The sequence below is a fragment of the Eximiradius sp. genome, assembly GCA_937127445.1.
In the GTDB taxonomy this organism is placed as follows: domain Bacteria; phylum Bacteroidota; class Ignavibacteria; order Kapaibacteriales; family UBA2268; genus JAKIZO01.
Window position 1 is genome coordinate 187,853 of the sequence record CAKZLY010000018.1, and the last position, 25,080, is coordinate 212,932.

15 protein-coding genes and 1 pseudogene are annotated in these 25,080 nt (G+C 35.0%); 12 read left to right on the top strand and 4 right to left on the bottom strand.

Going from position 1 to position 25,080, the window contains the following annotated elements; all coding sequences use genetic code 11:
- From AC6QZF_RS06255 to AC6QZF_RS06275, 5 genes are all read left to right on the top strand, one after another.
- Entirely contained in the window at positions 1 to 825 is an 825-nt protein-coding gene (locus AC6QZF_RS06255) for a carbonic anhydrase (RefSeq protein ID WP_499799022.1), read from the top strand.
- Positions 826 to 2,517 carry a YCF48-related protein gene (locus AC6QZF_RS06260; RefSeq protein ID WP_499799023.1) on the top strand — a complete coding sequence of 564 codons (1,692 nt, stop codon included), beginning with the start codon at positions 826 to 828 and terminating at the stop codon, positions 2,515 to 2,517. It begins immediately after the preceding gene.
- Between the two features lie 91 nt (positions 2,518 to 2,608).
- Complete coding sequence (locus AC6QZF_RS06265) at positions 2,609 to 7,444, top strand: T9SS type A sorting domain-containing protein (RefSeq protein WP_499799024.1); 4,836 nt, start codon at positions 2,609 to 2,611, stop codon at positions 7,442 to 7,444.
- A gap of 14 nt (positions 7,445 to 7,458) precedes the next feature.
- Entirely contained in the window at positions 7,459 to 9,597 is a 2,139-nt protein-coding gene (locus AC6QZF_RS06270) for an OmpA family protein (RefSeq protein WP_499799025.1), read from the top strand.
- A 17-nt stretch (positions 9,598 to 9,614) separates the two neighbouring features.
- Positions 9,615 to 12,467 (top strand): S8 family serine peptidase, encoded by a 2,853-nt coding sequence (locus tag AC6QZF_RS06275; protein WP_499799026.1) that lies wholly within the window; start codon positions 9,615 to 9,617, stop codon positions 12,465 to 12,467.
- Here the strand turns inward: AC6QZF_RS06275 and AC6QZF_RS06280 are convergent.
- The gene (locus AC6QZF_RS06280; RefSeq protein ID WP_499799027.1) at positions 12,451 to 13,566 is read right to left on the bottom strand and encodes a tetratricopeptide repeat protein; all 1,116 of its coding nucleotides are present in this window, start codon (positions 13,564 to 13,566) and stop codon (positions 12,451 to 12,453) included. The two genes, AC6QZF_RS06275 and AC6QZF_RS06280, sit on opposite strands and share 17 nt — an antisense overlap.
- Position 13,567: 1 nt before the next feature.
- Positions 13,568 to 14,542, bottom strand: a complete 975-nt coding sequence (locus AC6QZF_RS06285; protein WP_499799028.1) for a polyprenyl synthetase family protein — start codon at positions 14,540 to 14,542, stop codon at positions 13,568 to 13,570.
- A 178-nt stretch (positions 14,543 to 14,720) separates the two neighbouring features.
- Between AC6QZF_RS06285 and AC6QZF_RS06290 the strand changes: the two genes are divergently transcribed.
- From AC6QZF_RS06290 to AC6QZF_RS06305, 4 genes are all read left to right on the top strand, one after another.
- Positions 14,721 to 17,261 carry an ATP-dependent Clp protease ATP-binding subunit gene (locus tag AC6QZF_RS06290; protein ID WP_499799029.1) on the top strand — a complete coding sequence of 847 codons (2,541 nt, stop codon included), beginning with the start codon at positions 14,721 to 14,723 and terminating at the stop codon, positions 17,259 to 17,261.
- Between the two features lie 303 nt (positions 17,262 to 17,564).
- Positions 17,565 to 18,128 (top strand): RNA polymerase sigma factor, encoded by a 564-nt coding sequence (locus tag AC6QZF_RS06295; protein WP_499799030.1) that lies wholly within the window; start codon positions 17,565 to 17,567, stop codon positions 18,126 to 18,128.
- A gap of 12 nt (positions 18,129 to 18,140) precedes the next feature.
- Positions 18,141 to 19,295, top strand: coding sequence for an anti-sigma factor family protein (locus tag AC6QZF_RS06300; protein ID WP_499799031.1), 1,155 nt, complete (start codon positions 18,141 to 18,143; stop codon positions 19,293 to 19,295).
- Positions 19,292 to 20,068, top strand: a complete 777-nt coding sequence (locus AC6QZF_RS06305) for a hypothetical protein (RefSeq protein WP_499799032.1) — start codon at positions 19,292 to 19,294, stop codon at positions 20,066 to 20,068. Before AC6QZF_RS06300 ends, AC6QZF_RS06305 begins: the two co-directional genes overlap by 4 nt.
- A 12-nt stretch (positions 20,069 to 20,080) precedes the next feature.
- Here the strand turns inward: AC6QZF_RS06305 and AC6QZF_RS06310 are convergent, their stop codons facing one another.
- Together AC6QZF_RS06310 and AC6QZF_RS06315 are read right to left on the bottom strand one after the other, a co-directional pair.
- Positions 20,081 to 21,649, bottom strand: coding sequence for a hypothetical protein (locus tag AC6QZF_RS06310; protein ID WP_499799033.1), 1,569 nt, complete (start codon positions 21,647 to 21,649; stop codon positions 20,081 to 20,083).
- The gene (locus tag AC6QZF_RS06315; RefSeq protein ID WP_499799034.1) at positions 21,646 to 22,164 is read right to left on the bottom strand and encodes a peroxiredoxin family protein; all 519 of its coding nucleotides are present in this window, start codon (positions 22,162 to 22,164) and stop codon (positions 21,646 to 21,648) included. The genes AC6QZF_RS06310 and AC6QZF_RS06315 overlap by 4 nt, the downstream gene beginning before the upstream one ends.
- A gap of 167 nt (positions 22,165 to 22,331) precedes the next feature.
- Between AC6QZF_RS06315 and dprA the strand changes: the two genes are divergently transcribed.
- The 3 genes and pseudogenes from dprA to AC6QZF_RS06330 all read left to right on the top strand — a co-directional run.
- Positions 22,332 to 23,420 (top strand): DNA-processing protein DprA, encoded by a 1,089-nt coding sequence (gene dprA, locus AC6QZF_RS06320; protein ID WP_499799035.1) that lies wholly within the window; start codon positions 22,332 to 22,334, stop codon positions 23,418 to 23,420.
- Positions 23,421 to 23,428: 8 nt separating this feature from the next.
- Positions 23,429 to 24,403, top strand: a complete 975-nt coding sequence (locus AC6QZF_RS06325) for a polyprenyl synthetase family protein (RefSeq protein WP_499799036.1) — start codon at positions 23,429 to 23,431, stop codon at positions 24,401 to 24,403.
- Positions 24,404 to 24,471: 68 nt separating this feature from the next.
- Positions 24,472 to 25,080 (top strand): annotated as a pseudogene (locus AC6QZF_RS06330) (NADH-quinone oxidoreductase subunit F); the annotation flags it as partial.

The window sequence follows — 25,080 nt, forward strand, 5'->3', positions numbered from 1 at the left end:
ATGAAGAGAAAAATTTACTTATTAATTGCTGTTACCTTTTTAGGTATGGTTGATAACATTAACGCTAACCCGTGGGAAATCTCGTTGCAGCGGCTTCGAGAAGGCAATGAGCGATTCGTTGCAGGGCAAGCCACTCATCCAAATCAAACATTTGAACGAAGACAGGAAACAGCGAACAAGGGTCAAAAGCCATTTGCTACAATTCTTGCTTGTTCGGATTCGCGAGTGCCTGTTGAAGTAATTTTTGACCAAGGTGTTGGCGATTTGTTCGTGGTAAAAGTTGCTGGAAATGTGGCAGATGTTGATGAAATTGCAACAATTGAATATGGAACAGAGCATTTAGGGACACCTGTACTTATAGTATTAGGACATACCAAATGCGGCGCAGTAACAGCAGTTGCAAGCGGCGCTCATTTAGAAGGGCATTTACCAAAATTAGCTGATAAGATAAAACCCGCATTCCAAAAAGTTCAAAAAGAGCATTCTGATAAGCATAATTTAGTAAATTTAACGATAAAAGAAAATGTTTTTCAAACAATCAGCGACATTATTTCAAAAAGCAAAATTATAGGTCATTTAATAGAAGAAAAAAAACTTCAAGTTGTAGGTGCAATTTATGATATTGAAACAGGAAGAATTGAATGGTTAGGCAATCATCCAGATGAGAAAAAACTTATTGAAAGCTCAAAACACATTAAGGAAAACCAGTCTGACGCAAAAAACTTTTTCACATCAAAGAATTTTATATTTATGGGGATTTTTATTGTCATCGTAAGTTTGCTTGCAACTATTATTGTTTTTATACTATCAAAAAGGAAACCATAATTGAAGAGAATTGTTAACATACTGGTAATAATTTTATTATCAACAAATGTTTGTTTCTCTCAATGGATTAACAGAAACACAGATGCAACTTTTCAAATAAATTCCTCTCATTTTGTTGATGCGAATAATGGTTATATTGTGGGGTTGCTCGGATCAATTGCCAAAACAACAAATGGCGGAAGCAGCTGGATTAGTCAGAATGTCAGCAACACTTATTCGTTATTTGGTATCAATTTCACAAATATAACAACTGGCTGGGCTTGTGGCTTTTTCGGAATTATTTTAAAAACAACAAATGGTGGAAACAGTTGGAATCTTCAATTCAGCGGAACAACAAATGATTTGCTCAGAATTCAATTTGTAAATTCATCAACTGGCTGGGCAATTGGCAGGTCCGGCACGATAATCAAGTCAATAACTGGTGGTACATTATGGACATCACAAACAAGCGGCTCAACTGAAGATTTATTGGGTATTTCTTTTATTAACTCAACAACGGGATGGGTTGTCGGGACAAACGGAACAATTCTTAAAACTACAAACGGCGGGACAAATTGGATGGCATTAAGCAGTGGAACAACAGAAAACCTGGCAGGAGTTAGCTTTGTGAATGCTAACGTTGGTTACGTTGTCGGTGGAAATGGCACGATACTGAAAACTACAAATGGCGGTGCAACTTGGGCACAGCAAACAAGCGGTACGACTGTGCAACTTACAGCAGTGCATTTCTATGATATGAACATTGGGGTTTGCGTAGGAGTTAGCGGAAAAATATTAAGGACAACCAATGGTGGAACAAACTGGATTGATGAATCGACAAGTGCAGCAGTGCAGTTAACAGATGTACAATATGTCTCCTCAACTATTGCATACGCTGTTGGGTATGGTGGAAATGTGCTTCGTTATGAATATAGTGCTTTGCCGCCTCCCAATTTAATCTCTCCTGCAAATAATTCATCTAACTTAATGCCAAATGTTACATTGAGCTGGAGCAATGTATCGCTTGCTTTGTCCTATAGAGTGCAAGTTTCGACAAATAATAATTTTAGCAATTTCATTCTTAATACTACTACGACATCAACAAGTTTTCAATTACAATCGTTGCAGCTAAATACAACATATTACTGGAGAGTTTGCTCTAAGAATGCAACAGATTCGTCTATCTGGTCGAGTATTTATAGTTTTACAACAACTGATAGTGTAGCTCAGAATATTAATCTTATTCCGGGTTGGAATTTAATTTCGTTGAACGTATTTCCATTTGATAGTTTGTTTTCTCAAATCAAACAAAAAATAGGTAGTAAATTCATCATTGCAAAAAGTGAAGATGGTAGAATATTTTGTCCACCTTTTACAAACACACTATCGGTGTGGAATAATAAAGAAGCGTATTTGATAAAAGTATCTGATACGACAATTTTGAGCATAACAGGTTTAGCGATTAGTCCGGAGAATTATTCCATAAGTTTGGGTAGAATAGGTTGGCACTGGATACCATACATAAGAAATTCAGATATTTCACCTGCTCTTGGTTTGATTTCTTTGATTGGAATGTACGATCACGTAAAAGATACTGATGGTAATTCTTACAAACCAAATTCTTCGAATACATTACAGAATTTAGCTCCTGGCAAAGGTTATATGATATATATAACAAATTCTAATGCTACACTGCTCTATCCACCTAATTAAATGAAAATATAATTAAAACATTTTTATTTTTCTACGTCTAATTAATCAATTAAACAAAGAATAAGTTACCCTATTTGAGTAATAAATTGCTATGAAAAAGCTAATATTTTTATTGGTGATTATTTTTCCTCATTTTGTGAAAGGCAATGTAGTTATTTCTTATATACAGCCTGATATTGTTGCCCCAGGAATGAATAGTTACCTTGAATTCATTGCACCATATAACGCATATGGAAATTTTGGAGCAGATAGAACGTTCTACAATTTGCTAACCGATACTTTAAGAATTGAAGTTGTTAATCCAAATGATAGATGGAAGGTAACGTTTGGTCCGTTGGTGGTAAGTTGGCAGGGACGGATGATATCGACTCAAGTTTTTGCTCATCCATCACTTAAACCAAACTCGTGGGATTGGAGTTTGCTTCAACAAGATTTCAAAATAAAAGTGCGAATCAATAAAAATGGTATTTTATCAAATGAAGTAGATTTATATATTGTTCAGCCATTTCCTTTTGGAAACAAAAGTAGCATCCCCGATAGCATTATTGGAGATGGCTCGCTTGGGAAACGTTCACCACGTGGTGCAATGATTGTTGATTCGATGATATTAGCCAATAGAACTTATTACGTTTCAACAGCAGATGTGGACCCAATGACACCCGGAAATCAAGGATATTTGCCATTTATACTTATTTCAAAAGGCCCAATCCGAGGCGGAGCTAACACATTGATATCAGTAGATGGTGGGTTAAGCGGTAGACAGCAAAGGCTACAAGACGGTGGTCCTGGCGGTGGAGGCGGAGGTGGAAGATTTTACGATGCAGGTTTGTTTGTAGATAACTCACGAAATGGGGATGATGGCGGAGATGGATTTACTGGAGGCGGAAGTGGAGGACGTAACAATAGCAGTCTACCCGGCGTAACTAATTCAATGAAACTTCCCGGTATTGGTACTTTAGAAGTGGCAACCGGAACACCAGCAAGGGGTTATTCACTGAATGGTATTCCACCAAGCTACATCCCTAATGTGTATGAATCCGCTGGTGGTGGGACAGGACATCCATTTGGCCGTTCAGGCGAGCATTGTAATGACGGAAACAATTGTACTCCAGCGGGTGGATATGGAGGTGGTTCAGGAGTGAAGCAAAATACACCGGGAGGCTCAGGTGGTAACGCTACTGATGGTCAAGGTAGTAATAATTCAGGTGGTAAAGCAGTGGGCAATCGGATGATTATCCCATTAGCTGGTGGTAGTGGCGGTGCCAGTGGAAATCCACAATCTGGTGGTAATTTTTCAGGCAGTGGTGGTGGAGGGGGTGGTGCTATAATGATTTACGCAGCGGGAATTAATAATGTACAAATTTCTGCAAAAGGCGCAAATGGTCAGGATGGCATCAATTCATCAAACGGTGGCGGTGGAAGCGGAGGTTCGGTTATTACCTCAGCAAAATTGTTGGTTGATAACGGTAGTTCACAATCAATTTTTATTGAAGGAGGTAAAGCAGGAGGCGGCACAAACCAATTTGGCGGATGGGGTCGAGTGCGGCGAGATGCTCCGATTTGGAATGTAAACGTTGGCAACGCTGCATTTGAACCAACCACTTATTATCAAGGGCCGTCGTCTGACACAACAAAATATATTAAGCCACTTATTCCATTTTGGGTTAGAGGAAGCAAAAAATTTGAAGATTCTTTGCAAATTTGGCTGAAACCAGAGACACGTCAATGGACTTATGTTGCAACAATTCCACAAAATCAGCTATTCTGGGAAGTTCAAATGCTTCTCGATAGAACAGATTCGGTTTATTATCTTGTGGCTATGCAAAGCGTTCCCAATCCTGAAAAATCAAACGAATTTCGTACTGAACCTAATTTTTTGATGACACAAGCAGCAGCAAATGTCCTTATTTTGGAAAAAATACCTGAATTTTATTGCCAGGACACACTTTTCAGCGATACTTTGCTCGCTTGCGACGGACAAGAAGTCAAATTCAAGGCAAGAATTTACAACTTAGGAGACACTGATTTGATTCTGTCGGATGCGTATTCTAGAAGAGGCTTTCTTTCGTCGAACATAAACAATACAATTATTCCTCCATTTGATAGTTTAGATGTTGTAATAACATACACTTACAATAAAAATCACCCGCTAATCATTAACGACACTTTGTTTATTAATCATAATGATTACTGGACAGGAGCTAGCAATCCCTTCCCCATTGCTGTTAATCTGAACTTATTAGATATAATTCTATATACTAATTTGCATAGTTATTTACAGCCATACAACAAAGAAATAAACCTTCCAAGTGTGAAAACTTATATTATCAATGCTTGCTTAGGAGCAAGCTACAAGATACTTGCAAGTGTTGGAAATTTGACTGATACAACTATTAATTTAGAAAATATTTTGACACATAGTTCAGATATTAGTACGCAGATTGTTGGGAATCGTTCAATTTCACGACTGGGCACTTGCACTTATGTGATTGATTTGATAGCAAATATCTTAGGTACAACAAGTTACAAATTATATTATAAATTATTTGAATGTGATAATATTATTGATTCATTAGAAATAATTTTGATAACAACACAAGCGGAGCTGACTTTTTTGGATCACGGCAATTTCCCAGACACACGTATCGGAAGTTCAAATTTGAAAGGAATAAGGCTGCGAAACACTGGCAATTCAAAAATTTATTTGAGTTCGGTTAGCGTTTCTGGAAATGATTTTTCGATAGTTGATATAATGCCAGGATTGCCAAGAATTTTAAATCCAAATGATGAAATTAACATTACAGTTAGATTTTCTCCTACAAATCAAGGTGACGTATTTAGACGGTTAAATATTACAACTTTGCCAACAGATAGCACTTGTGTATATAATATTGAACTGCCACTTCGCGGTAAGGGATTAGAAACCAGCGTTATTGCTTCAAAATATTTGCTTAATTTTGACACTTTATACACCTGCCAGATTGCTTATGATACTGTTTATATTATCAATCCAAATGGGTCGAATTTTAGATATATGATTATTCCACCAGCAAGAATTATAGGTTCAAATGCATTTGTGATAGTTGAACAACCCACAGCAACAGTTGCTGTTCAACCCGGCGACTCTGTGCGATATATAATAAAATTCGAGCAAGGATTTGCGGGTAGTCACTTAGCTGAATTGATTATCAACACTGATGAGCCTGGTTATGAGGAAGTGAAAATACAACTTAAAGGAGCCAAAGATACATTAAATATTGAAATTATTCCAAATCCAATTAATTTAGGAAATATCGATGTTGGTTCGGCAGTTCTTTCAGCATTTAGCATAAGAAACAAAGGGCTGTTGCCAATAAATTTAAAAAACATAAGGTTTGAAAATCAGCAAATTGTTGGTAGCTTTTTGCCTTCGAGTGCTCAAATTCTACCAAATGAAGTTCAGAATATTGACTTTTTAATCAAAATTGACAAGCAAAATAGAAAATCAGAGTCGATTTTACTCGAATTTGAAGAATGCGATTGGACTGCAACTGAGTTTGTAGTATTTAATAAAATTTATTCTTATCCAACCACAAATAGCCCGGTGGACTGGGGAATTGTGTCAGGTTGCGAAGATACTGTAAAATCAATTTACGTTAGAAATATTGCATCAAATCCTTTTATATTGAAGTCGTGGCAAATTGATGGAATTGATAAAGATTTATTCCATTTTCGTGGACAAAATTACACATTGCCAAGAAGTTTTGGGCTAAATGAAACATTTGAGATGATAATTGCCTTCGAGCCGTTTTATAGCGCAAATGGGAATAAACAAGCGTATGTAGTTTTCGAGGCCGAAAGCAACGGAGAAGACACAACTATTATTGTTCAACTGCTTGGCGAGAAACGTTCAACGGCAATTGCAGCTCCTGATAATATCGCTTTCGGTGGAAAAGTGGTCAATACTTTTTCGCAATTGAGTTTTTCGCTTACTAACAATGGTATTTTCCCGATTACAATAACTTCGATTGAGATGCCAAAGCACTATCCAACAGTATTTTCGGTAGAACCCAATATCCTCGGGGTTACTCTGAATCCACAGGAACAACAAGTTTTTACTGTTGGCTTTCTACCGATTGAACAAATACGATATTTGGACACAATTGTAATTAATACAAAATATAAGAATTGTGATGAAAAAGTATTTGTTTATTTAGATGGTACTGGTCTTCCACCTCGGATACTGACAATAAGAATACCGAACTTAGAATTGCTCGACCCACGGTGGACTGATTATGCTATTCCAATTTATGCAAAGGTAGAAAATGACACTTTGCAAAATTATAAAATTGACACACTCTTGGTTGAGTTCAACAGAAGTTTGTTTTATCCGAAATCTGTTACAAACGGTAGAATTATAAGCAACAACATAGTAAATCAAAATAGAATAATTGGAGTTGAGATCGACAATATTAATATGGCTCAATTGAATGCAGAGAGAAAAATAGCTGAAATCGTCGGCGATGTACTGCTTGGGAACGATACAGTAACCACAATTAACTTGTTGAGAGTTAGTAAACCTGATACTTTGAGAATACAAGAGTTTTATCTTGAAAACGGCTTATTATCGATAAAAGTTTGTTCAGAAGGCGGGAATCGATTGCTTGATGTACATAATCGCCCCGTTTCGATAATTGTATCGCCAAATCCTTTCTCGGGCAATGCTACAATAACTCTTAACTTGCTCGAGACAGGATTTCATAAGCTTGAACTGTATAATTTGAATGGTGCTATAGTTGATGAAATCAGCTCTTTTGAAATCGGAGCAGATGGGAACAAAGAAAGGACTATAAATATTAATTCATCGAAAATAGCCAGTGGTGTATATTTACTGAAATTGACAGCACCAACAACTTATTATATAAAATTAATAGTAGTAAGTAAGTAGAAAAGGATAAATCAATGACAAGGTTTTCGAAAATTATTTTAATTATTTTAGTGTTATCAAGCAGTTTGACTTTTTCTCAGGAAAGAGCAGTTCAATTTTATTTAGGCGGATATTTCGGACTGAACTATAATAATCATATTGCGTCGTTCAATAAATTAGATGAAAAATATGCTAACTGTTGTCCGAAGTTCAAAAGTGCAGATGGAATTGGGCTTTCAATAGGTGGATTGTTCGAAAAAAATATTAACGAGCAATTTTCCTGGGGCTTAAAATTTGGTTTTTCTCAATTAGATGGCACTTTTTCGCCTAAAGAGATAATAGGGAATACTGAACTTCGTGAAGAAGCTCCTCCCTACAATACAATTTTGGTACAAAGAGCAGAAGTAGAACACTATTTATCGAGCAAATTATACACACTTGGAGCGGAACCTTACATTTCTTATAATATTTTCGATAAGTTAAACTCGATCGTTGGACTTCGATTTTCTTACTTGTATTTGGCTGAATTTACTCAAAAAGAAAAACTGTTGCGTCCCAATAATGTTACATTTCTTGGTGGTTCAAGAATACGGAATGAATTTAAAGACGAAGAAATTCCGGAGAAAAACGCATTGCAACTATTTGGAAATATTGGAATTAATTACGACTTGAAGATTGGTGCAAACTCATATATGTCTCCAGCGATAAATTTCTATATTCCTTTTACTAATATATCAAAAGTAGATTGGAAGGCGAATTCTGTTCAATTTGCTTTGAATTTGAGATTCCCGATTTACGAACCCAAACCTATTTCTTTGAGAGATACAATCATTGAAAAAGATACAACTTTAATAATCGATAAAAGTGTTAAGACTGAATTTGTTCGACTTACCAAAACAACACGACAAACAAAAATAATAGACAATGAAAAAGATAAAATTGAAAGAACCATAATAAAAGAATATTACGAAAAGGTTGTGCCCAAAGAGGAAGTTTTAGAGGTAAGGTTTGATGTGTTTGGAGTAGACAAGCAGGGCAAGAGAACAGAAAATCCTACCTTAATCATTGAAGAAGTCGAGACAGAAGAGGGATTTCCTCTGCTTCCGTATGTGTTTTTCCCACCAGGAGAAAATTCACTTGAAAAAACAAAAATGAACAAAATACCAAAAGAGGAAACTGCAAAATTTAGTGAAATTAACCTTCAATGGAATACTTTGGAAATTTACTATCAATTGTTGAATATAATTGGAACGCGTTTGCGAAACAATCCAAAAGCCAATATTACTCTGATAGGAACAAACAATAATGCCGGGGTAGAACAAAACAATTTACAACTTTCATTGGAGCGAGCAGAAGCGGTTAAGAAGTATCTTGTTAGTGTTTGGGGAATTGAGTCACAAAGGATTAAAACACAAGCCACAAACCTACCAGCTAAGCCTACAAATCCAGTTATAGCAGAAGGCATTGAGGAAAATAGCCGAGTAGAAATTACTTCCAATGATGTTAACATCATTGCACCGGTGTATATGAAGGAAATTGATATTATTGCCAATCCACCTGTTATTGAAGTAAGACCACTAATTCAAACAAGCGTTGGCGTAAAAGAATATAAATTAGAAATCGTTCAAAGCAATCAACCAATTAGAACTATGGAAGGAAAAGAAATGCCAGAACAATTTATTTGGGAAATTACTCAATCTCCAATACCGAAATTAGAACAAGAGGCAACTATTACTCTCACGGTAGTGGACAACGAAAATCAAACAAAAACATATTCGAAAAATGTGAGTATTCAACAAAAAACAATCCGCAAAAAACGCGAAATTATAGAAGACGATTATCGTATAGAGCGATATTCTTTAATTTTATTCGATTTTGATAAATCAACAATACTCGATATTCACAAACCAGTACTTGAATATATTAGGACCAAAATAACATCAAATTCAAAAGTAAAAATTTATGGTTATGCAGATAGAACGGGGACCGTTGAGTACAATCGCGAGTTAGCTCGGCGCCGTTCTGAAGAAGTGCGAAACTATTTAAAAATAAAACCTGAAAATGTCGAGTTGTATCCGATTGGTAACGATGATTTATTATTTGATAATAATATTCCCGAAGGAAGAAGTTACAGCAGAACTGTAAAAATTGAAATAAGAACACCTATTTTTTAATTGTATCGAGAATTGAAATGAAGAAGATAATTTTTGTTTTTTGCTTGCTTTGCTTGCCAGCAGTAATTTTTGCCGAAAATGAAGAGTATTATCCAAATAAAATTGTAGTTAAATTCAAAAAATACTCTCAAACAGCAAATAAATGGGAAACTGGACAAAGACAAACCAGTTTGATTGAATTTGAAAAGATTATTGGCGAAAATATTGTAGCCCAATTTGTCCCAGATAATCTACTAAATTTATATAATTCCGCAAAAATTAAAAATCGACAGAAAAATGCTGTCAGCAGTAATAAAATAAATTTAGATTTAATTGCAATAATAGACTACAAAAAGTCTATTGATCCTTTGATTGCCGCAAAAAAGCTTGCTACACATCCTGATATAGAATATGCTGAACCTTTGTTTAAGCATAAGATACTAGAAACCACAAATGACCCATTATTTATCGAACAAAATTACATCGAGCAAATCAAGGCTAATTTAGCATGGAGCTATATTGATACAAATATTACGATCATAGTTGGAATTGTCGATACAGGAATTGATTATGAACACGAAGATTTAAAGGAGAATATTTATTACAATCAAGGAGAAATAGGTTTTGATGAAAGCGGAAACGACAAACGCTTCAATGGAATTGATGATGATGGCAATGGATTTGTGGATGATTGGCGTGGATGGGACTTCTATGGAGATGGTGATAATGACCCAATGCCGGGCAACCCGCACGGCACACACGTAGCTGGAATTATTGGTGCAGTTGCTAATAATGGGATAGGAATAGCAGGAATTGCAAGAAATATCAAGTTGCTTCCAGTGAAAATTGGTTCAGATATTCCTTATGCTTCAAACATTGCGAATGGATATTCTGGAATTTTGTATGCTGCTTCGATGGGGGCAAGGGTTATAAATTGTTCCTGGGGTGGAACGCACTATTCAATGGCAGAAGCCGATATTATAAGAGCTACAAATGAATTAGGTTCACTTATTGTGGCAGCAGCGGGAAATAATAATCAATATTTGATTTATTATCCAGCTGCATATGATGGAGTATTGTCTGTTGCAGCGGTTGACAGTGAGGACAAAAGAGCATATTTTACAAATTATCATTACAAAATTGATGTATCAGCACCGGGAGTAGAAATATTATCGACAATTCCTGAAAATGAATATCGCACAATGAGCGGGACTTCAATGGCGTCTCCTGTCGCGGCGGCAGTTACAGCATTAACGATGAACCGTTTCCCTAATAAACCAAATTTCGTTATTCGAGAAATTGTTAAAGCAAGTTCAGATTACATTGATTACAATAATCCATATTATTCAGGAATGCTGGGCAAGGGACGTGTTAATGCATTGAGAGCGATGACCGACAATTCTTTTATTTCGCTAAAAGTCCTTTCTTTGCAAAATACAGGTGAAACCATTGATAATGAATATTTTACGAACGACACGATTAAATTTAAACTGACAATTATTAATTATCTCGATGATGCTGAGAATGTAAGAATAAAGATTTACTCAACAAACAGCAATTTGTTTACAGTAATTAATGATACTTGTTATTTAGGAAGAATAAATAGTTCAGAAATTGCTCAAACTGATGAATTTGCATTTATTGTAAATAATGTTAATGAGTATGACAAGGAAATAAGGCTTGTCGCAAGACTTATAGCAGATGGCTATGTATCGGACAATTTTGCTTACGAAGCAATAATCTCGCCATCATACAGAACTTTCGATAAAAATAACATTACTGCAACAATTAATAGCATGGGAAATATTGGTTATAATGACTACCCTCGCAATCAGCAAGGTAAAGGAATACGATATAAAGAAAGCGAAAGTATGGCTTTCGAAGGTGCTTTGTTGCTCTCCGTAAATGGGAATGAATTATATAATGTCGCTCGTGGTGAATACCAGTTGAGAAAGGACGTGGATTTTCAAATAATTAAGACAATGAATTTGAACTATCCTGGAATTTTTGCGGATGCCGAAGGTAGTTGCCTGTTTGAAACTATAAACGATGACACTTTGAATGCTAGTAAATTGAGGATTAGCCAAAGCAATTTTCAATTTAAAAGAAAAGAAATTGAAAATACAATTTTTACTTTTTACAAGGTAAATAACTTCTCCGATAAAAGGCTCGATTCAGTTTATGTCGGGTTGTATTTCGATTGGGATATTGGAAATCCCCAAAGAAACAAAATTTGGTGGGACGAGCAGCATAGCATTGCAATTGCGAAATCAATTGATGACGGATTGTCAATTGGCGCGGTAATTAATTTATCTCAATTCAATAACAATTTTGTTGCTATTGATAACGATGGGAATAGCGAGGATTGTCCCGGGGTATATGATGGTTTTACTCCTAATGAAAAATTGCGTTTTTTGAAGGGTGGTTTACAAAGGCAACAGTCATCAATTACAGATGCATCGATGGTTATAGCGGCTGGACCATTTTCATTAGCAGCCGGTGATTCTGCGCTTGTGCCTTTTGCAATAATTCTTGGAATGGACACACAAAATATTATTTCGGAAGCAATTTATGCAAGGACTTTTGTTAATCAAATTATTTCTGCAAGTGTTGAAAGAAATGATAAAGTAATTTTAAATAAAGTATATCCAAATCCAGCAAAAAGGCAAATATCTTTAGAAGTCTTTTCTGAAAAAGATATCTTTGGTACAATTTCCATTTTCAATGAACTTGGCAAAGAAGAAAAGATTTTGGAGAGCAACAAATTCTTTAATTCGGGTATAAATAAATTGACTTATAATATCACAGATTTGTCAAGTGGGCTATATTTTGTTAGAGTTTCTTTTGACGATGGCACGGTTAAAAGCTCAAAAATTATTCTTGTTGATTAATTTTTGCTGAAATTTCATTGGCTTTTTCTAAATAATAATCGCATTTTTCTGGTTCTTTTTCGGCAAGAGTAAGAAAAATCTGATATGCTTTTTCGAATTGTCCTTGTTGAACAAGGATTTTTGCCATAGTTTCAGTTGCAGGTGGAGTGTAATCGACGTGTTCTTCCTCAATTTCTTTTTCTACTGGTTCGGATATTTCGATTTTACTGATACTTGATATTTTTTCCGCTAACTTTCGTATTTCGTCCGGTTGAGTCGACTGATTTTCATATTTAGAAATGAGTGAATTTGTGTCGAAGCTTGCTTCTATTGCTAAATTAGCAGGTTTTCTGTTTATTGAAAAGTCGTAGAAAAGATAGTCGAAAAGCCCATCAATTAAAAGTTTGTTTTCAACATTCAGTGCAGGAACGTAAGAATCAGGAATTATTCCGGTTGCAAAAGCTTTGAGAAAACCTTTCGGCAAATTTATGGGTTCGGGAGGATATTCAACTGAAATATCTTCATTTTCTTCAATATCAGGTTGTTGCTCAATATTGATTTCAACTAATTTTCCCAAATTGATTTCATTATAATTAGCATCAGTGTTGAGTTCTTGTATTATCAGTTCGCTTTCGGAAACTTCAAAATCATCAGTAATTTGTTTAGTTTGTTCTATTTCTGTTTGAACTTCTATCGTTATATCGTTGAGACTGGTATACAGGTTGTCGTTTATTTCAGACTTATTATCATTTAATTCAGACTGGTAGTTTTCGAAAATGCTATTCAAAGTAGTTTCCTCGATAGCTTGCTCAATATATGGATTTATTACCGTTTCATCATTTTGTGAAATTTCATCGTTTTGTACAAGAGATAGAATTTTATCTTCAAGTTCGGAAATTTGTTTTTGATTGTTCGCAATTTGTTTGAATTTATCAAGGAATTCTCTGGCTTTTTGTGAGTTGCCAATTTTAATAAAAAAATCAATAATTGTAACATAGCCAGTAAAATAATCAGGAAATTGCTCTATGCCTTGAATACAGAGTGCAATTGCATCGTCATAGTTGCCGTTTTCGAAGAGTTCGACTGCATCGAGAGCAAAAAAAGGTGAAATTTTTGCCATATTAGAAATCTCTTGTTACAACAAATTCTGCAAAATTTATCAATGACTTTTTAGCATCTGAATCAGGAAAATCCTTTAAGCACAGTTTAGCTTTTTCTGAATAATCGTAAGCAATTTTGCGAGCATATTCTATTCCACCAGTCTCTATAATCAAATCATAAATTTCATTGATTTTTTTCTGATTAAGGTTACCTTTTTTGATTGTTTTGATAACATCCTTTGCTTTATCGGTGCTAATGTTTGCCAAAGTAAAAATAAGTGGAAGAGTAATTTTCTTTTCTTTTAAGTCGTTCCCAACTGGTTTGCCAATATCAGCATTAGAAGATGTAAAATCGAAAATATCGTCTCGAATCTGAAAAGCAAGACCGCAGTAAGTACCATAATCACGCAAAAAATTTTGAGTATTTTTGTCGTCGGTAGCAGAGAAAGCACCAATTTCACAGCAAACACTCAGAAGAGATGCAGTTTTAGCATTAATAATTTTAAAATAATCATCTTCAGAAACGCGTAGAGTTCGACTTTTTTCAATAGCAAGAAGTTCGCCCTCGCTCATTAAACGGACAGCTCGGGAAATAATTTCCAGGAACTCGAATTCTTTGTTGTCGATGGCAGTTAGCAGACCTCTGGAAAGAAGATAGTCGCCCATAAGAACAGCAATTTTGTTGTTCCATTTTTTGTTGATAGAGGTAATCCCCCGACGCTCGTCAGCATCATCGACAACATCATCGTGAACAAGAGTTGCAGTATGAAGCATTTCTACTAATGAAGCGCCAATATATGTACGAGAATTAATTCCGCCGCAAAGTGAAGCAGAGAGCATAACGAGAGCAGGACGTACCTGCTTGCCTTTTTTATAAGTTAAATATCTTATAATTAAATTAAGTAGTGGAACATTTGTTTTTAAATTCGACTTAAAGAATTTATTAAAATCTTCTAATTCGTGCTTAATTGGTTTAGTAATGTCGTTCAAATTCATATTATATTATCAATTATAATTATTTTTGTAACTAAAAATAGTAATTTTTAGTCAAATTAAAAAATTTAAAGAAATGTCGATAATAATATGGAAGAGATATCAGCTTATAAGGTAAATAAAATAATCGACAAAACGTCTATAAATGTGAATAAAGAAATAATACACAATAGAGGAAAAGATGGAAGCAAATTTCTCGAATAGAGTAAACGAAGTAATACGATTAAGTCGTGAAGAAGCAATACGCTTAGGGCACGATTATATTGGCACAGAGCATTTGCTGCTTGGGATAATCCGTGAAGGAGAAGGCCTTGCAGTAAAAATGCTGAAAAATTTAAATGTTGATTTATATCAATTGAAGAAAACTATAGAGGATACGGTTCGCACAGGGAATGCTACAATGACAATTGGGAATATCCCACTTACAAAGCAAGCTGAAAAAGTGTTGAAAATTACTTTGCTTGAAGCAAGGTTGTATAAATCTGATGTAATTGGCACAGAGCATTTGTTGCTATCATTATTGCGTGATGAGGAAAACATTGCCGCACAAATTTTGTCCCAGTTTTCTGTTAGCTACGATAATGCTCGTCGAGAGTTGGACAATTTTCTTTCAGGAGGAACTATGAAACAAGAATATTCGCAAAAAAATATACCACAAGCACCTAAATCAAAAGAAAAGGTCAAAACACCTGTTCTGGATAATTTCGGAAGAGATTTGACAAAGCTTGCAATAGAAGGCAAGTTAGACCCAGTTGTAGGGCGTTTGAAGGAAATTGAACGAGTATCGCAAATTCTATCGAGACGCAAGAAGAACAACCCGGTGCTCATCGGCGAACCCGGTGTTGGTAAAACTGCGATTGTCGAAGGGCTAGCCTTAAGAATAGTTCAGAAAAAAGTTTCACGGGCACTATTTGATAAGCGCATTGTAACGCTTGATTTGGCCTCAATTGTTGCAGGCACAAAATATCGCGGGCAATTCGAAGAAAGAATGAAAGCAATACTCAATGAACTTGAAAAAGCAAAGGATGTGATATTGTTTATAGATGAATTGCATACAATTGTTGGTGCTGGCAGTGCGAGTGGTTCCTTGGACGCATCGAATATGTTCAAACCTGCTCTTGCAAGAGGAGATATTCAATGCATAGGGGCTACAACACTTGATGAATATCGTCAGTACATAGAAAAAGATGGTGCATTAGAGCGACGTTTCCAGAAAATTTTGGTGGACGAACCGTCAATTGACGAAACTTTGCAAATTCTGAATAATATTAAAGACAGATACGAAACACATCACAATGTGATTTATTCAGACGAAGCTATTCAAGCTTGTGTTCGACTTGCGGAAAGATACATTACAGACAGAATGTTTCCTGACAAGGCAATTGATGTGATGGACGAGGCCGGTGCACGCGTTCATCTCGCAAATATTGTTGTTCCAAAACATATAATTGAGATTGAAGAAAAAATAGATCAAGTTCGCAACGAAAAAACACAAGTTGTAAAGCAACAGAATTTCGAAGAAGCAGCCCGTTTGCGTGATATTGAGAAAAATTTGCTTAACGAACTTGAACTTGAAAAAGCAAACTGGGAAACCGAATCTTCGGAACGAGTTTTCCCTGTTACAGAAGATGATATTGCAGATGTAGTTGCAATGATGACGGGAATTCCGGTGAATAAAATTGCAGAGAGTGAATCAAACAAGTTATTGAAGCTCTCTGATGAATTGAAGTCAATGGTTGTAGGACAGGACGAAGCAATAGAACATCTATCGAAAGCAATTCGTCGTGCTCGTGCAGGACTGAAAGATCCATCACGTCCAATTGGTTCATTTATGTTTCTTGGGCCGACCGGCGTTGGCAAGACTGAACTTGCAAAGGCACTTGCTCGAGTAATGTTCGACAACGAAGATGCTCTAATTCGCATTGATATGAGCGAATATATGGAGAAACACACAGTATCTCGTCTGGTAGGTGCGCCTCCGGGCTATGTAGGATATGAAGAAGGTGGACAACTTACAGAAAAAGTTCGCAGAAAGCCATATTCAATAATTTTGCTTGACGAAATAGAAAAAGCACACCCAGATGTCTTCAATATTTTGCTTCAAGTATTTGACGATGGTATTCTGACAGATGGATTAGGACGTAAAGTTGATTTCAAAAATACTGTGATAATAATGACTTCCAATGTTGGTACACGCGATTTAAAGGAAGGAGGTCGACTTGGATTTGTCGAAAAAACTGCTGAAAATGAATACGAAAACGTAAAGTCAACTATTGAGGAATCAGTTCGACGCTTGTTTAATCCTGAATTTATCAATAGAATTGATGATTTCATAATCTTCCGTAAGTTAGAGCGTAAACATATTTATGGAATAATAGATATTCAATTACGCAAATTGGTTGAGCGTTTGAAAGTTAATCGAATTGGTCTTGAGCTAACAAACGAAGCAAAAGATTTTCTTGTTGATAAAGGTTTCGATGAAAAATTTGGTGCCCGTCCGTTGCGTCGTGCATTGCAAAGATACGTGGAAGATGAATTAGCAGAAGAAATACTGAAAGGAAATTTAAAAACAGGTGTAAAAGCCATAGGAAAACTGAATGAAAAGAAAGATGCTATTGTGTTTATGGTGAAAAATTATGCTACCAATGATGAAACTACCAACACAGTGGTAGCTAATGCAGAAGAAAAAACAATTTACGATACAGATATTTCAACCAATTAAGCATTCTAAACCATAAATAGATAATTTTAAACTCCGCTAATAGAAATAGCGGAGTTTTATTTTTGTGGGAAGTAATTTTACTATCACAACCCATATGTATTCGATAATATATCGATAATATATAAGTATTTATATTTTGTTTTAATTCAAATATGACAAAAAAGAAAATCTGCTATTAATTCTTCGATATATACCTTCCACAAAAATTATCTCTAAAAAACATATAAACCTTTAATAACAATTTGAAACGAATTTTAAAATTGAGTGTAATTTGATTAAATTACATAAAATTATACTCGATTTGTGAGTTCGAAATACAAAACATATAGCGATAGAGATCTCGTCTTTCTGCTCAGGCACGACAAAAATGAAGTGGAAAAGGCATTTAGCGAACTATATAACCGATATTCGCCACAAGTACACGCATATTGTTACAGAATACTAAATAATCCTGATATTGCCGAAGACATATTCCAAGAAACATTTATTAGGTTTTACCAAAATGTGAAGGATAATCATAAAGATTTAAACGTTCCTGGTTTTTTGATTACAATAGCCAGAAATTTATGTTTAAACTACAAACGCGATAGGAAAATTGGTGTTCCGGTGGAAGAAGCCAGAAATTTATTTTATCAAGATAATTATGAAAAGAAGGAATTATTGGATTTGATAACCCGAGCATTGGATTTGCTGGAAGATGAATATCGTGAAGTATTTATTTTAAAAGAATATGCAGGGATGCAGTATAATGAAATAGCAAAAATATTAAATATAACACCAGCAAATGCAAAGACACGTGCATTTCGTGCTAAACAAAAAATCAAAGAAATTTTGTCGCCATATTTAAAAGATTTGACAAGAAATTGATGAGGTGTAGAAATGGAAGAAAAATATCAAATAATATATGAATATATAGACGGGGAACTGCCACCCGAGCAAGAAAGTGAACTTTTCGCTCTTCTTGCAACCGACCAGGAAGCACGAAACGAAATGAAATCAGCTCTGGCGATAAAAGAAGCAGTTCGAAGCGATAGCGTCGCGTTCGTTCCACCCATAAAGTCAACGAATAGGATATTTTCAGCACTTGGTTTTTCAGAACCATCGTCAATTGTAGCAACAACCTCAATTTCTAAGTTCGCTGCTTTGAAAAACTGGCTGCTACTGCAAACTAAATATATTGCAACAGGAATTAGTTCGGCAATTGTTACCGCAGCAATTATGCTAATGCTTTTACCAAAAGAAAGTGCAAAAGATAGCATTGTAAACGTAAATTCAGATATAATTAGCAAACCTAAAGAAATAATCGCCGAGCAACAGCAACCAATTCCAGAAATTAAGGAAAAAGTTGTGTATAAATATATAGTTGTAAAACAGGAAAACGCTGAAATAAAGAGTTTTGCAAGTGATGATGATGTAATAAAATTAAACAGCAGTTCTATTAAAATTCCTATACCGCAATATAATTTAAATGCTGGACGAACTCAATTGTTTCCAATGAATATAAACATTACAAATTTATTGCCGGAAGAGATTCTGCCTGATAAAACAGACAGCAAACTTTCATTTGAAATTAAAGGATTGTCGCATACATCTGACTTCAAAGAAAAAGTGCGACCCGCAGAGGAACAAAACCTGAATAATTCATCATTCTCAATTATGTACGATTATTCAAGCGAACTCGCATTCGGTTTGAATTATTCACGTGAGAATTTCTACCAAAAGTTCGAAGGATATGAAAACAATCAACTATACCAATACGAGCAAAATCCGAATTTTGAAACATTTTCCTTGATAGGTAGGTATAGTCCGGATGTCTTAAAGTTCGATTACGGAAAAATATATTCGCAAGCAGCAATTGGGGGCAACAAAGTAGGATTTGTCGGAAGGTTTGGTGTCGGTGCTGAAATACCTGTATTTAAAGGGCATAGTCTTCAAGTTGGTTATGATATGAGCAATATGTATTACAAACATCAGAGCAAGTGGTTCTCGTCGAGCAAAAAAGGTCTTGAATTTGGAGTTAAATTGGAACTATGAAAGAAAATTCCAAAAAAATTATCGCAAAAATCGAATATTTAGTATTTACACTTTTAGTATTTTTGCCAATATTATATTCCTGCACTGACCCGATCGGAATAGATGATAATATTATTAAAACGCCGTTCAGAGTTGACACATTAGTTCAAAGAGACACCATATTTTATGTTGATAGCATTTTTATTATAAGAATTGATACAGTGATTAATTACAAGGATACCATTATTCATAAAACTGATACAATTTACTTACCTACTGATAATCATTCGTACCGTAGATTTACTCCCAAAAAAGTTGATATTCTGGTTTCAGAAAAATACTTCAAGCCAGGCGATGTTCCAATTACAGCAATTTGGCATTTAGCAAACGGATATGTGAAAGTGGTCGTGGACACAAGTTTTAATGTACCAGTTGTATTTATCAGTAGCAATTTGGTCAATGAACAAAACAATTTTAATATACAGGGATTGAATCGACAAGAAATGGCAAAAGAGATTAATATAAAATATTGGGGATTTGTTCTTGCTAACGATTTGCCCGTTGAATTTGACGGAGGACCAACAAGCAGTAAATATGGAGTGGTAGCATTACGCAATAAGCAAGGAGATTATAGATATATTCGAAGTAATGAACAACGTTTTACAATTGAACAATTGCAGCAAAAGAAAAACGGAAAAGGTAAAAATGTAGGGACATTGATCAAAATTTCAACTGAGTACCAGTCAAACTCATTAAAAACAGATTTTGAAATGTTAATAGATTTAGATTTTTAGCTGAAAGAAGAATTAGTACAACCTGATAAAACCAGAAGCAGTAAAAATAAATATAGGCTTTTGTGTTTTTTTGACGAATAGTTTAAGGTAAGAGGCTTTTTTAGCTGAGTTAAAAATCTCGCAATAGAGAAAATCATCTTCGAAAAATAACTTTTTGTGAAAGTTTCTGTTAGATGATCGTTTTCCTTGAATAACGAAGTGCCCTATATTCAACGAAACAGACATCGTATCGTTTGTTTTAGAATATACAATAGAACTTTTTGTGGAAATTTCCGTACGTATTGGTGAGATTACCTCAATCGTTCGACCAAATTTGTAGGAAACAGCCTCCTGAAATCCAATTTTCATTGAATTGAGGCGATTGATTTTATCAGGGACGGCAACAACATAGATAGTATCAGCAGATGACGGAATTTTTCGAGCAAGTCCTTCAAGATAAGTGTTTGTCCTATCCCCTACTTCTTTCCGAAGTGTTGAACGTTCGAAGTTATAAAATACAAGAAACAATGTAATAATCAAAAAGAGTGCGATTTTAATTCTTTCAAATTTTCCATCATCCATAATCTGAATGATTGCCAAAAGCAAGCCGAAAGATGCTAAAAATCCGTACCATTGCATTAAAGTGGGTAAGGCAGGGAGAATAAACAACAAAAACCACGAAATACCAAACAGAAAAAGTTTTTTTGGGAGGCTTTTTTGTTTAATCAAGAAAAACAAATTTCTGCCAAAATATGCTAATACAATTAAGATAGGAATTAGAACACGAAAATTGAGCTTTGTTATAGAGGTATAGGTGTTTTCTACTATATCAGCATTGAAAAATGCAAGAGGAATATAGATGACAAAATTGATGGGCAAATGAAAAAAGGAGAAACCTGAATAGTTTGAAGTTTCAAAAGGAGTGCCACCAATTGAGAAATATCGATAAATCAAAGAAATCAATACTAATAGAATGCCAATATAAGTGGATATATAGATGTATCTTTTTGAAAATTTATCCTTTAACACAAAATAATATAGAAGAAGCGGAATAGCAACCCCAGCATATGCAATTTCTTTGCTCAAAATAGCCATAAGAAAAGAAACGGTGGTAATGATTTTCAAAAGTATGCTTTTTTTTGAACTAATAAATACAATTATAGCAAGTATGGTAAAAAAAGCAGCAAACAGGTCGGTTCTACCAGGTACCCAAGCAAAATTCAACTCTCTTGCAGGCAAAAGAGCAAAGAAAAGCAAACCGAAGAAAGCGAAGTTTTTATTTACGCCAAGTTGGCGGAATAGTACGAAAGCAAGTGTAATCAATGCTGAATAAACTACAATATTAGTTAAATGATAAGGTAACCCGTTCATACCAAAGAAATATTTAGTAACAAAATACGATGACCACACAACTGGGCGCCAGTAGGGTCCACCTGTGGTACGTTCCCAGAAATCACGGAAGCAATCGGCAAAAGTTTGTGGATTGTTCCAATGCAACACTAAATAATCTTCGTTGAAAAGTGGGATATTAGCAAAAGGAACTAAAAATAAAAAGAGAAGAGCACAAATTAGAAAAGAAAATATGAAGATATTGTTTTTCATTTGGTGAGTTGAGCAATCATTTGTGATAGTTGCGGTTCGATAGGAGAGCCTGCAAAACGAATTATGCCTTGCTTATCGATAAGGTAGCACATTGGAATTACCTTAACGTCGTAGAACTGCCCTACATCATAGCGATTGTCGTGAATATGACGCCAATTCAAATTGTGCGTTTGAATATAGTTTCTAAGTGCGGCCGTATCGTAATCACGAGAAATTGAAATAATGACAAAATCTCTGGAAGCATAATTATCCCAAAGAGAACGCAGATTCCCAATTGAATTACGGCTATATGGGCACCAAGTAGCCCAAAAATGGAGAAGAACAACAGAATCTTTGAAATCTGCAAGAGAAACACTAATTCCATTAATGTCGTAAGTTGAAAATAAAGGAGCCTTCTGCCCTACTCGCACCCCAAATGGAATATCAGAATTGCTAACCGCAGAATTTTCGCTACAAGCAACAAAAAAACAAACAATCTGAATTAGCCAAAGTACTTTGCATAATTTCATTATCATAATAAATCAAGAGAGATAAAATTGAAATCAATTCACCAAAACATTCAAAAATATATTAAAATGAGACAAAATTACATAAACAATATTATTAAATTTTTCTAATTTTTTATTTTATTCATTAATATTAATTTAAACTTATAGATTTTTTCTCATTAGTAATTTATATTATGAATAACGGTCTGGGTTGGAAAAAAGAGGATATATTAAGGCTATCGTTATATAGAAAGCTTTCGCTTCGTGAACAAAAGTATATTATCGAAAAATACAAGTCTTATAGTGATTTTTTGCAAAATCCACCTGAATGGTTCGAAAGCAAATTCAATGGACTTTTCGAGAATGATAGCAAAACGCGAATTGATTTTGATGATTTGTTGAAAAAGCTTGAAAAAGAAAAAATTGAATATATAACTTATTATGATGAGAGTTACCCTGAATTATTGAAAGAAATTTATTACGCACCATTGATTTTGTATTATAAAGGTCGACTAAATAATGGTTTTAATTCTATAGCAATTGTTGGAACCAGAAGGAATACGCTTTACGGTAAAATGACAACTGAAAAAATAGTTGAAGAATTGGTGAGAAATAAAATAATTGTTGTATCTGGGTTGGCTTATGGAATAGATAGTATTGCTCATAGAGAGACACTAAAAAATAAGGGAATAACCTATGCGATAATAGCATCTGGAATTGATGAAATCTCACCTTCGATTTCTCGTGAGCTGGCGAAAAAAATAATCGATGCAGGTGGAGCAGTTATTTCGGAATATCCACCCGGGATAAAGGCACGCCCAGGATATTTTCCACAAAGGAATAGAATAATAAGTGGTGTCTCGCGTGCTGTTATTGTAATCGAGAGCGACATAAAAGGTGGTGCATTAATAACAGTCCGATTTGCAATTGATCAGTCGCGGGAAGTTTTTGCCGTACCAGGACCAATCAATTCAAGCAAAAGTGCTGGATGTAATAAACTTATCCACGATAGTCAAGCAACACCTATCATATCTGCTGAAAGCATTCTGGTAGATTTGGGATTGATTAGTTACATTCCAAATAAGAATGAGAAGGAAGAAATTTCCTTTGACGATAAAATTCAAAAGATTATTTATGAGGAAATTTCGTCTGAACCAGTGCATGTTGACACAATTGCAGAAAAGGTAAATATTGATGTGCCAACATTGCTTGTGAAATTGCTTGAACTTGAATTTAAAGGATTTGCTCGGCAACTTCCGGGAAAATATTTTGTTAAAAATTAGGAGTATTTATGAATTTTGAAACTAAATTTGATGATTTCCGCAAAATAATCGAAAATAGAATCAAAGAAGTAACACAGATTTTCGAACCACGTGATTTATACGAGCCATATAATTATTTTATGGCAGAAGGAGGAAAACGCATTCGCCCAGCGCTAACTATGATGGCTTGCGGAGCTGCTGGTGGGCAACCCGAAAGCGCATTGGATTGTGGAATTGCACTTGAAATTATGCATAACTTTACGCTGGTTCACGACGATATTATGGATAAATCAGATTTCAGACGCAATCGCCCGACTGTGCACAAAAAATGGAATGAATCGATTGCGATTCTTACAGGCGACGCTATGATTGGCTTTGCTTACAAACTTCTACCAAATTACAAACGCTATTTTGAGATAATTCAGACATTTACAAATGGGCTGATTGAAGTATGCGAAGGACAAGTTTATGATATGCAGTTCAATTCTTCGCAAAATGTGAAAATTGATGATTACATCAAAATGATTGGAAAGAAAACATCTGCATTGCTTGAAACTTGTTGCGTTATAGGCGGATTGGTTGCCGATGCAGATAACAAGATTGTAGGAGCGTTGAAAAATTATTCAAAATACTTAGGATTAGCATTTCAAATTCAGGATGATTTGCTTGATATGATTGCCGACGAAAAAGTATTTGGGAAAAAAGTGGGATTAGACATTCAAGAAGGCAAAAAAACATATTTAGTAATACTTGCAAATGAAAGAGCAGAAAAACCTGAGCATAGAGATCTATTAAATCAATACTATAATTCAAATGGATTAAATGCTGAATATGTTTCCAAATTTAATGAAATGTTTATAGAATTGGGAATTTTTGATGAAGCGAAACGTAAAATCGCGGATTATTTTAAATCTGCCGAAGACGAATTGAAAGTATTGCCTGAAAATGACTACAAAAAGATGTTGTTATGGCTATTAGATAAATTGAATAATCGGAACTACTAAATCAATACAAAATTCATTTATTCGTTAATTAAGTTTTGAAAGCTTATTCAAAATCATTGAGTAAAATTATGAACAACATAACACCGAAATTGTTGCTACCTGAAATAGAGAGTTATCATAGATTAGAAGTGTATCGCCGACACGGAGGATACGAGCAATTTAGGAAAGCGTTGCAAATATTGCCCGATGAGGTAATAGATATCGTAAAAAAATCTGGGTTACGTGGGCGTGGCGGCGCTTGCTTTCCCACAGGTCTCAAATGGTCTTTTATGCCTAAAGGGAATGACAAACCCAAGTATTTATGTGTGAATGGAGACGAATCTGAACCCGGTTCGTTCAAAGATAGGCAAATATTTGAGTATAATCCACATCAGTTAATTGAGGGAATTCTTATCGCTGCGTATGCAATGGGAGTTACTGCTACGTATGTATATATTCGTGGAGAATACCATAAGTGGATAAATCTATTTCAGAAAGCATTAGACGACGCCTACGAAGCTGGATTGGTTGGTGAACGAATGAAACAAACATTTGGAACAAACTTTGCAACTGAAATATACGTTCATAAAGGAGCTGGCGCCTATATCTGTGGTGAAGAAACAGCGCTGATGAATTCAATTGAAGGAAAACGCGGATATCCAAGAGTGAAACCACCATTCCCAGCTCAAAATGGGCTA

Bases quoted from the DNA above. Each gene is read 5' to 3' on its own strand.
- AC6QZF_RS06265 (WP_499799024.1), top strand. From the start codon at position 2,609: ATGAAAAAGCTAATATTTTTATTGGTGATTATTTTTCCTCATTTTGTG.
- AC6QZF_RS06315 (WP_499799034.1), bottom strand. From the start codon at position 22,164: ATGATAATGAAATTATGCAAAGTACTTTGGCTAATTCAGATTGTTTGT.
- AC6QZF_RS06285 (WP_499799028.1), bottom strand. From the start codon at position 14,542: ATGAATTTGAACGACATTACTAAACCAATTAAGCACGAATTAGAAGAT.
- AC6QZF_RS06310 (WP_499799033.1), bottom strand. From the start codon at position 21,649: ATGAAAAACAATATCTTCATATTTTCTTTTCTAATTTGTGCTCTTCTC.
- AC6QZF_RS06290 (WP_499799029.1), top strand. From the start codon at position 14,721: ATGGAAGCAAATTTCTCGAATAGAGTAAACGAAGTAATACGATTAAGT.
- AC6QZF_RS06255 (WP_499799022.1), top strand. From the start codon at position 1: ATGAAGAGAAAAATTTACTTATTAATTGCTGTTACCTTTTTAGGTATG.
- AC6QZF_RS06275 (WP_499799026.1), top strand. From the start codon at position 9,615: ATGAAGAAGATAATTTTTGTTTTTTGCTTGCTTTGCTTGCCAGCAGTA.
- AC6QZF_RS06305 (WP_499799032.1), top strand. From the start codon at position 19,292: ATGAAAGAAAATTCCAAAAAAATTATCGCAAAAATCGAATATTTAGTA.
- AC6QZF_RS06300 (WP_499799031.1), top strand. From the start codon at position 18,141: ATGGAAGAAAAATATCAAATAATATATGAATATATAGACGGGGAACTG.
- AC6QZF_RS06325 (WP_499799036.1), top strand. From the start codon at position 23,429: ATGAATTTTGAAACTAAATTTGATGATTTCCGCAAAATAATCGAAAAT.
- dprA (WP_499799035.1), top strand. From the start codon at position 22,332: ATGAATAACGGTCTGGGTTGGAAAAAAGAGGATATATTAAGGCTATCG.
- AC6QZF_RS06280 (WP_499799027.1), bottom strand. From the start codon at position 13,566: ATGGCAAAAATTTCACCTTTTTTTGCTCTCGATGCAGTCGAACTCTTC.
- AC6QZF_RS06270 (WP_499799025.1), top strand. From the start codon at position 7,459: ATGACAAGGTTTTCGAAAATTATTTTAATTATTTTAGTGTTATCAAGC.